The sequence below is a fragment of the Devosia sp. genome (genome assembly GCF_041917035.1).
Taxonomy (GTDB): Bacteria; Pseudomonadota; Alphaproteobacteria; order Rhizobiales; family Devosiaceae; genus Devosia_A.
The window spans coordinates 18,990-27,846 of record NZ_JAYRYM010000025.1 but is presented as its reverse complement, the minus strand read 5'-3'; the positions used below and the strand labels follow the sequence as shown (position 1 = coordinate 27,846).

Below are 8,857 nucleotides of genomic sequence, written 5' to 3'. Positions count from 1 at the left end.
TGACGAGAAAGCGGCCCCCGGGAAATGCGGCGAACACCTCCTCCAGTTCTGGCATCTGGCCGACGGCTTTGCCACGGAAGGGAAAACTCCCGCCGCCATCAAAGGTGTAGCCGTGACCGACATCCAGCGTCTTCAGGTATGCCATGTCATGGCTGCGGGTTTCCCCGGTCCCCTCTGTGCGACAGTCGATCGTCCAGTCGTGCATGACAGCGAACCGGCCGTCGGTTGTCGGATGCACATCGAGTTCAACGACGTCGGCGCCCGCTTCGAAGGCCGCTGCCATCGAAGGCAGCGTGTTTTCCAGGTAGTCATGCTCGGGCGGATCGATGCGCTCGGCCGTGCATGTCTCTGTGGTCAGACCCTCCCGGTGAAAGGTCTGGTGTACGCCGCGATGCGCGATAAGTCCGACGGCACCCTCCGGGGGTGCGACGCGCCAGGAGGCGTTCCATACATAGACGGTCGCCGCAACGACCAGTAGACCGAGCAAGATCCTCTTTAGCATCGTCGCCCCGGGAAACAGCCGTCAGGATTCAGTTGTTTCGGGGCCGAAATGTGGCCCCTCAGCTGCACCCGAGGCGCATGCCGCCGAAGTCGGTGGCGCACTGAACCCGGCGCAGCGTCGCCATGTCCTCTTCGGTTGCAGCCACGCCCGCCGGCTTGACCACGAAGGCCTCGACCACCAGGGATTCGCCGCCACTCAACATGCCGAACCAGGTGAACGGTGTTGCCGTGTCGACGTAGGCGCCGTCGCGCACGAAGCTCACCTCGTTGGCAGCATTGTTCGTGTAGCTTCGGCCGATGCCGGGCAGCGTCAGGGCGCTGTCAAACAGCGAGCGCGGGCCTACCCGCTCGAAGACGAACACATCACCGCTGTGCGAAATGCGGCTGCCGGGACCGGATGCGTCGATGATGAGCTCCTCTGCCATCAACGGCAGGAGCGGTGAGATCGGCTGGTTGAATCGGTTGGCGTCGATCGCCGCCTCGCCAGGCAGGTCGAGTTGATCGATGCTATCGAACAGCGGCAGAAAGAAGTGGTTGAGCGGGCCTTTCTGCAGGATGCGCTTCAGCGGGTTGGAGCCGGTGCCGGCGCTCGACCAGCCGTCCTGGCGGTTGAAGAAGCTGGTGCCCGGCGCGTTGCTGCCGTCAAGACCGGGTGTGAAGTAGAGTGAGGCCTCGAATACGGCGGGATCGGCAAGGCTGGCGTCCGTAGCGGCGCAACTCCCGATGGACAGGGGCCGCTCGCCCAACCGGTAGCCGGAGAGCACGTCACCGGTGGCCGTCCTGCCGATCCCCTTCTCGAACTCGGCGACCAGTTGCCACTGGGTGTCGCGCGGGTCGCCACGCTCGTCAATCGCGAGCAGGCGTGAGCAGACGTTGCGCAGGGCGGTCGGCGCATCGACGATCCAGGCCGAACTCGGGGTCGGGGGCAGGGCGACGCGGGCGAGGTAGAGGTCGGCGGCGGTGGTGAGATCGTAAGTCTGGTCAGGCCCCATGCCGACCATCTGGAACAGTACTTCCGGGTCGACGTTCCAGCGCACCAGTTCCTTGACCATCAGCGCCAGGCTGTCACGCGTATCGCCCTGCGTGGCCATGGCGCCCCGCTCCTCCAGGGCGGCAAGGAAGGCGTCTTCGTTCCTGTAGGGCGCATGGAAGCCTACCGTGCTGCCCGGTTCGACCATCCGGTCGACATAGGATCCTATTCCCGGCTCGCTCGAGTAGCCCGAACCGCCGAGAAACGCGAAAGCGCAGGCCGAGTAGCAGTAGCTGCCGCGCTCTACCACTGTCGCGATGTGGTTTTCACGCAGGAAGTCGGCAATGGCGAGGCCTTCGTGATAGTCGCCGCCTTCGCCGTTCAGGGTCAGCACGGCCGTCGCGCTCCCTTCCGGACCAAGGCAGGAAATCCGGCACTTGACGAAGGTATCGTACATGTCCCGGAGGGTGGCCAGGTCTCCGCCCACGGTTGGTCCGTCGTAGTGCAGATGAGGGACCGGATGACCCACCGAGTAGTGCATTGAGACGATCGAAATCGTCGCGGCATCGGCAGACGCTATTGTTGAGAAGAAAGCGGCGACAAGCGCCACAAGTCGGATCATTCGTTTTCCCCCGGTTCGGCAAGGCAAGCACGAATGAGACGTCGCGCCAAGCTGTTCCCTTGGGTCACGGTCGGCGTCGCCAGATTCGTTTCACCAACGAGGCAGTCTCGAGACGGCCCCGCTCGCTCAGGTGCCTCATGGCGAAATACGGCCCCAGGCCGGAGGCGACCGCCTGTCGCCACCAGCGCCGACCAAGAGGAAGTCCGAGGCGGTTCCAGGGCTTGTTCCCGGCATAGTGTAGAATTCTGGGGGCCGTGGCCTGCAAGTGGCTGTGGTGCACGAACTCGGGCAGGGCCCTGGCAGTGGAACTCGGGGTAATCGAACCTGTGATGACGTTCCATCGCGGGTCGAGTACAGCCATGCGGTCCCGCAACACGATATTGATCACGCACTGGTCCGCATATCGCAGCGCTGTGCCGTGCCGTTCGACGACCTTCCTTGCGCTGGCGGTGAAGTCGAGCGCCCGCAGGCGATTGAGGTCCATGAGCAGGACACCGGCCTGGCGGTAGTCGAGGATTGTCTCGCGGGAGTTCAGTCCGACGATTTCTCGAAGATAGGACAACATGCTCGGTTGGTCGGCATTGTCGCCGTCGGTGCGGAGGGCCAGTTCGGCGACTACTCTGTCACGAACCGCGCCAAGGGGTTGGCCAAGCAAGGGGGTGTCGAACAACTCGCCGAGGTCGGCCTGCACCACCACGTCCACGTCGAGGTAGATCAGCCTCGAAAGTCCGGGAAGCATTTCGGGCAGCGAAAGGCGGCTCAATGATGAGGGAGGAAAACCGCCGATTCTGCCGAAGCGCTCCCACGGATTGGGTAAGCGATGCATGTGCACCCTGACGGGGCCGCTCTGCCAGCCGGCCATCTGCCTCGACATCCGGCTGTCACGGCCATGGTAGATCACGTGATAGTTCACAGGGCGGCCCGATGACGCGGCCGCAGCGATCGAACTGGCCACCACCCGGACCATCGGCAGGAAGCTCTGGTCGACCACGCTCGCGACGGCAATCGGCTCTGGGACAGCAGTTGCGGTCAACTGGGGCTCCGAGGCACCCTCATCACGGCAGCGCCCAGTTGTCCCAGGCCGGCACCTTGCTGGGAAGGCGAATCCGCATTGCACTGTGCCAGAGTCGGCTGCGCAGCCAGAGCGCCAGCCGTTCCCAACGCGAGAGGCGGGCTGCCTGGCGATACAAGGCATCGCCCCAGCCATGATCCTCGGCCATCTTGCGAGCAATCCGGACGAAGCCGTGCTGGTGCATGAACGCATCAATCTCGGGTAGCAGCGCGGCTCCTGCATAGAGCGGTAGGGTGCTCACCTCGATACAGGCCCAACTGACGGCCTCCAGTCTCTTGCCCAAGCCGTTGAGCACCTGCAGTTCCGCCCCCTGCACGTCGATGCAGACAAGGTCAAACGTGGGGCTTTCCGGCAGCACGCTGTCGAGACGGTGCGTTGTCAGCTCGCCATCGTCGGCAAAGCCCACATCCGGGTGTTGGACCAGGTGCTCGCGGGGAGCCAGCAGCGATGATGACTGGGCATTGCTGGCGCGGTGAAGGGCGATGCTCTGTCCATCGACATCCCAGCAAGCAGCCTCGATGACAAGATCGGTTCGAGGATCGGGAAATCTCTGCCGCAGTTGCGCTGCCTTCTCGGGGAGCATCTCAACCCAGATCACCGGTCCCCATCCCTGCCCATGATAGAATGCGGCCTCTTCGCCGTCATGGGCGCCGACATGCAGGACGCCCCGCGCGCGGACGCCGAGCAGCAGCCATCCACTCGCATTGATCAACATGGTGCCCCCCGGAGCGCATCAGGCGCTCACCGTCACGCCCCGGTCAAGTCCGAAGTCGGCCGCGAAGTTGGGGGCCGTTCACTGCGCCGAGAGAGGTCCGGCCACCGTCTCGGCGAGAAACGCGAGGATGACGTCGTTGAACTGGCCGGGCCGCTGCAGGGGCGCAAAGTGCGACAGTCCCCGCATCTGCCGGAAGAGGGCGCCGGGTATCGCGTCAGCGATGTAGCGGGCATGCGCCTCGGCAATGAACTCGTCGTGTTCGCCTATCAGGCTCAGAACGGGAACGCGGACGGCCCCGAGGTCGGCGGCGCCGAGATTGGGTTCGCTTCGCTGCATCAGTTGCACGGCAGCCTCGAAGTCCCCGAACCGGTCGGGATTGGGCGAGAGAGCGGAGTAGTCGGCGACATGGCGGGCATAGATCCGCCCGATGATCGGGCGCATGACGAAGGGCAGCACGCCGCTGGGATCGACGTTGCATGCAAAAAACACGAGGCCCGACAGCCGTTCCGGATGCTCGATGGCGAGCACCAACCCGGTGTCCGCGCCATCGCTCCAGCCGATGACGGCGGCCCTATCGACCCGCAGCGCATCGAGGACGGCGACGGCGTCGCCTGCCAGTTGCCAGTAGCTGAGGGGACTTCCGTCCCAACCAGAGCGCCCGTGTGCCCGGGTATCCATGACAATGGCCATGTAGCCGGCATCGATCAGAGCGGGAACCTGATAGGCCCAGTTGCCGGCATTGCCGAGACCACCATGCAGAAGCAACACCGCCGGCCCGTCACCAAAGCTGGCGTACCAGAGGTCCACACCTTTCCGTTTCACGAAGCCGGACAGCGCAGCGGCCGGGAGGGCCGGAAGGCCCTGCGCCTCCAGGATTTCGAGTTCTGGATCGCTGAACTCATCCATGTGCATTCTCCTTCGAACTGGTCGAACATCGAGCGACCAGTTCGACGGGGCGGGAGCCACGACGCCACTGCAGGCCCGGCCAGAGGGTGGCTCGGTGTGGAATCCGCTCGACCGAGCCGCTTTCCGGGTCCACCGGTGAAGGACAACGTGGGCATCGGACGGGTGCTGGCAGGCGTGCGCCGGTACGTCGCCCGGGGGCGCAAGTCAGTAGTGCACGCAGGAGACGATGGTGACCGCCTCTCGCCGCCGTTGCTCTCTGCCGCCGCTACTCTAGCCTTGCATGGCCTTCCGCAGGTTTGCGTCGACGGCGTCAAGGAAGCCGAGCGTGGTCAGCCATTTCTGGTCGGGCCCCACAAGCAGCGCCAAATCCTTGGTCATCTGGCCCGATTCGACCGTGTCGACGCAGACCTTCTCGAGCGTTGTGGCGAACCTGGCCAGTTCTGAATTGGTGTCCAGCTTGGCGCGGTGGGCGAGACCACGCGTCCAGGCAAAGATGGACGCGATAGAGTTGGTCGAGGTTTCCTTGCCCTGCTGGTGCTGGCGATAGTGGCGGGTAACGGTGCCGTGGGCCGCCTCGGCCTCGACGATCTTGCCATCCGGCGTCATCAGAACGGAGGTCATCAGGCCAAGTGAGCCGAAGCCCTGCGCAACGGTGTCAGACTGAACATCACCATCGTAGTTCTTGCAGGCCCAGACGTACCCGCCAGACCACTTCAGTGCAGACGCGACCATGTCGTCGATCAGGCGGTGCTCGTACCAGATCTTCAGTTCATCGAACCGGGCCTTGTAGTCGCGCTCGAACACCTCCTGAAAGATGTCCTTGAAGCGGCCGTCATAGGCCTTGAGAATAGTGTTCTTGGTGCTGAGGTAGCAGGGCACCTTGCGATTGATCGCGTAGTTGAACGAGGCGTGGGCAAACTCCTCGATCGAGGAATCGAGGTTGTACATGCCCATGGCGACGCCCGAGCCCGGTGCGTCGAACACCTCGTGCTCGATGACGTTGCCATCGTCGCCCGTGAACTTGATGGTCAGCTTCCCCTTGCCGGGGAAGCGGAAGTCCGTGGCCTTGTACTGGTCACCAAAGGCGTGGCGGCCGACGATGATCGGCTGCGTCCAGCCTGGCACCAGCCGCGGCACGTTCTTGCAGATGATCGGCTCGCGGAAGATCACGCCGCCAAGGATGTTGCGGATGGTGCCGTTGGGCGACTTCCACATCTTCTTGAGCTTGAATTCCTCGACGCGCGCCTCGTCCGGCGTGATGGTCGCGCACTTTATGCCGACGCCGTGCTTCTTGATGGCGTTGGCGGCGTCGACGGTCACCTGATCGTTGGTGGCATCGCGGTTCTCGACGGAGAGATCGTAGTACTCGATCTTCAGGTCGAGGTAGGGGAGGATCAGCTTGTCCTTGATCGCCTGCCAGATGATGCGGGTCATCTCGTCGCCGTCGAGATCGACGACAGGATTGGCGACACTGATCTTGGCCATTGCTTGAAGCTCCTCGGGCGGCGTGTTTGGCTGGCTGCGCTATAGCACGAAACGCGGCGGGCGGAAGGGGAGCGCGCGGCATTCGGTTTTCTCTGATTGACATCGTGCATATACACGCTACTTGTGCGACATGCAGGACGACTTCACGCAGTGCATGGTTTCGAACACCCGCATGGCGGCGCGCGCCATAACGCGACGCTACGATGCGGCGGCGCGGCCATTCGGCATCACCTCGACGCAGTTCTCTCTGCTCGGGACCATCCTGGCGACGGGAGAGCAGACTGTGACAGACCTGGCGGAGCGGCGTGGCTTCGAGCGCACGACGCTCACCCGCAACCTCGACCGACTGGAGAAGATGGGCCTGATCGACTCACGCCAGGCCGATCACGGAAATGGTCGGATATGCGGACTCACCGAGCGGGGCAGATCGCTGGTCGATCAACTGCTGCCGGTGTGGCGCAAGGCACAGGCGGAGATCCACGGCGAACTCGGCGCTGACGAATTCGACCGCACACTTTCCATGTTGCGACGGCTCGCTGCCATGTGAAACGGACAACAAGAGACGCGGATCGTACGGCATAGACCGTGTATCTACACGAAGGGAGTTGCAGGTTGAGTACTCAAACCGACCCGATCGTCGTCACCGGCATGGGGGCAGTGAGTCCGCTCGGTGTTGGCGTCAACACCAACTGGTCCCGGCTGGTCGACGGGACCAGCGGCATCGTTCGGAATACCCGCTTCGACGTCTCGGCGTTTTCCACGCAGATCGCCGGACTGGTTCCAGCAAAGGACGCCGACCCCGAGGGCTTCGACCCGCTCGTCGCCATCGATGCCAAGGACGTCAAGAAGATGGACCTGTTCATTCAGTACGGGCTTGTCGCGGCTCGGGAGGCGCTGGAACAGGCGGGCTGGCATCCGACAGCGGCAGCGGATCAGGCAGCGACTGCGACGATCATCGGCACCGGAGTCGGCGGTTCGCCGGTCATGGCCAATGCTGTCGAGACCATTCTCACAAAGGGGCCTCGTCGACTGTCGCCGTTCACCGTCCCGGCCTTTCTCGCCAATCTGGCGGCTGGCTGGATCTCGATCCGGTACGGACTGAGGGGCCCGATCGGCGCTCCGGTCACAGCATGCGCCGCGTCGGCACAGGCGATCGGGGACGGGATGCGGCTAATCCTGACGGGGGAGGCGGATGTCGCGGTCGTCGGCGGTGCAGAAGGCTCGATCGATCCGATCTCGGTCGGCGGGTTCGGCGCGGTCCGTGCTCTTGCCACGGCCTTCAACGACAACCCTGCCGCAGCCTCTCGGCCGTTCGACCGGCGCCGGGATGGCTTCGTGCTTGCGGAGGGCGCTGCCGTCCTGGTGATCGAACGGTTGAGCCACGCAAGAGCCCGCGGTGCGACTCCGCTGGCTGTCCTCTCGGGCTATGGCACATCGGCTGACGCCTACCATGTGACCTCCGGCGAGCCTTCCGGCGCCGGGGCGCAGGCGGCGATGCGGCAGGCGTTGCGGATGGCGCGCGTCGCTCCGGACGAGGTCGACTACATCAACGCCCATTCCACCTCGACGGGAGTAGGTGATGCGGCCGAGCTTGCGGGGATTTCCGCCGTCTTCGCGGGACGCGGCAAGGACCTGTCGATCTCCTCGACGAAGTCTGCGACCGGTCACCTGATGGGGGCGGCGGGCGCCATCGAGGCGGTATTCTCGGTCGAGGCGATCCGACACGGCATGGTGCCGCCGACGCTCAACCTTGAAGACCCAGACGTCGGCGGCCAGTTCGACCTCGTGCCATTGCGGGCACGCGGCAAAGTCCTTCGTCACGTCCTGTCGAATTCCTTCGGATTTGGAGGCGTCAACGCGGCGCTGGTCTTCTCGTCCGTGCCGACCTGATCAGATGGCGCCGATGCGGTGCATGCGTTCCAGCATCATTTCATCGAAACGACGCCATCCGGTCAGCGCCGACTCCGGGAAGGCATAGACCGCCGCGATGCCCGGGCCGAGATAGACGGTCCGCAGACACTGAGCCTGTTTCGAGTCGGTTACCGGGCGGCTGCACTTGGCAACAAAGGGCTCCGAGGACAGGGCATCGTACCAAACCACCTCCGCGTCGTACCCGTTCCCCTGCCGGAGCGGCTTGCCTACCAGGCCCGGAACGCCGACCAACTGCTCATCGGCGAACTGATGCAGATAAACTCCGTCCAGCAGCGCCGCACTCGGGCGGGCACGGCTGCGCGGCAGCAGGGTGACCTCGACCGGCACAAGCTGGCCTTCGACTGCGAGCGGCATCTCGAGCCGAAGGTCGATCTGCTTGGCAAAGCCCTCGGCCCGCTGTTCTTCGTACCGAAACCAGGCGCGCGGGATGGCCAGTTCATGTCCACCGAGCGATCGCGAGAGGATCGCCGCTTCTTCCCCCTGCGCGGCTGGGTGCAGCGCCGACCTGGCGGCCGCGTCGATCGCATAGGCGATCCCGATCGCGGTCAGGGCCAGTGCGAGCAGGATGGCACCGAGGTTGAAGCCGATCGAATGCTGATGAGAGTTGGCCTCGGCGCTGCCGGACATGTTCACATTAACCAGATTGCCGGTGGG

9 protein-coding genes are annotated in these 8,857 nt (G+C 64.2%); 2 read left to right on the top strand and 7 right to left on the bottom strand.

Annotated elements, in window-relative coordinates:
- From ACE3TU_RS04935 to ACE3TU_RS04910, 6 genes are all read right to left on the bottom strand, one after another.
- A partial coding sequence (locus ACE3TU_RS04935; protein ID WP_374620971.1) for a glycerophosphodiester phosphodiesterase family protein occupies window positions 1–502 on the bottom strand: 502 nt, incomplete at its 3' end.
- 58 nt (window positions 503–560) lie between these two features.
- Window positions 561–2,093, bottom strand: coding sequence for a hypothetical protein (locus tag ACE3TU_RS04930; RefSeq protein WP_374620968.1), 1,533 nt, complete (start codon window positions 2,091–2,093; stop codon window positions 561–563).
- A 64-nt stretch (window positions 2,094–2,157) separates the two neighbouring features.
- Window positions 2,158–3,126 carry a glycosyltransferase family 8 protein gene (locus ACE3TU_RS04925; RefSeq protein WP_374620965.1) on the bottom strand — a complete coding sequence of 323 codons (969 nt, stop codon included), beginning with the start codon at window positions 3,124–3,126 and terminating at the stop codon, window positions 2,158–2,160.
- Window positions 3,127–3,148: 22 nt separating this feature from the next.
- Window positions 3,149–3,880: an FkbM family methyltransferase gene (locus ACE3TU_RS04920; RefSeq protein WP_374620963.1), complete on the bottom strand. Its 732-nt coding sequence runs from the start codon at window positions 3,878–3,880 to the stop codon at window positions 3,149–3,151.
- A gap of 78 nt (window positions 3,881–3,958) precedes the next feature.
- A complete protein-coding gene (locus ACE3TU_RS04915) occupies window positions 3,959–4,786 on the bottom strand; it encodes an alpha/beta fold hydrolase (RefSeq protein ID WP_374620961.1) in 828 nt (275 codons plus the stop codon).
- Window positions 4,787–5,056: 270 nt separating this feature from the next.
- Complete coding sequence (locus ACE3TU_RS04910; RefSeq protein WP_374620958.1) at window positions 5,057–6,271, bottom strand: NADP-dependent isocitrate dehydrogenase; 1,215 nt, start codon at window positions 6,269–6,271, stop codon at window positions 5,057–5,059.
- A gap of 130 nt (window positions 6,272–6,401) precedes the next feature.
- Here ACE3TU_RS04910 and ACE3TU_RS04905 point away from each other — a divergent pair, with 130 nt between their 5' ends.
- On the top strand, window positions 6,402–6,818 hold the full coding sequence (locus tag ACE3TU_RS04905; RefSeq protein ID WP_374620955.1) for a MarR family winged helix-turn-helix transcriptional regulator: 417 nt from the start codon (window positions 6,402–6,404) through the stop codon (window positions 6,816–6,818).
- 65 nt (window positions 6,819–6,883) lie between these two features.
- Window positions 6,884–8,161: a beta-ketoacyl-ACP synthase II gene (fabF, locus tag ACE3TU_RS04900; protein ID WP_374620952.1), complete on the top strand. Its 1,278-nt coding sequence runs from the start codon at window positions 6,884–6,886 to the stop codon at window positions 8,159–8,161.
- Here fabF and ACE3TU_RS04895 read toward each other — a convergent pair whose 3' ends face one another.
- Entirely contained in the window at window positions 8,162–8,830 is a 669-nt protein-coding gene (locus tag ACE3TU_RS04895; RefSeq protein WP_374620950.1) for a hypothetical protein, read from the bottom strand.
- Window positions 8,831–8,857 lie beyond the last annotated feature (27 nt).